Source organism: Amycolatopsis echigonensis, assembly GCF_014174495.1.
Classification (GTDB): domain Bacteria; phylum Actinomycetota; class Actinomycetes; order Mycobacteriales; family Pseudonocardiaceae; genus Amycolatopsis; species Amycolatopsis echigonensis.
In genome coordinates this window covers 1-314 of record NZ_JACJHR010000293.1, presented here as the reverse complement: position 1 = coordinate 314, position 314 = coordinate 1, and the positions used below count along the sequence as shown (strand labels likewise).

1 pseudogene is annotated in these 314 nt (G+C 74.2%); it reads left to right on the top strand.

Going from position 1 to position 314, the window contains the following annotated elements:
• Positions 1-110: 110 nt before the first annotated feature.
• Positions 111-314: pseudogene (locus H5411_RS46830) on the top strand (signal protein PDZ); the annotation flags it as partial.

Sequence of the window (314 nt, the reverse complement as noted above, 5' to 3'; positions counted from 1 at the left end):
CTGCGGCAGCTAGCCAGCCAGGTAGCGGCCGGCCCGTCGGGTCCAGCGCGCCCCGCGCCCCGGTCGAGTTGGGCGGGTGCACTGGCCCCCACGATGAGGAGCCTCGCGCGATGAACAGCACAGTTAGCCCTCGAACGGCGCGGATCTGCGGTGCAGTCGCGGCGGCGGCCATTGCGCTGTCAGCCTGCACGACCGGATCGAGCAATCCCGCCCAGCCGAACGCCACCACCACCACCCCGGCCCCCGCGGGGCCAGGGGCCGGGTACGCCGACGTGGTCGACCGGGTCAGCCCCAGCGTGGTCACCGTCCAGGCA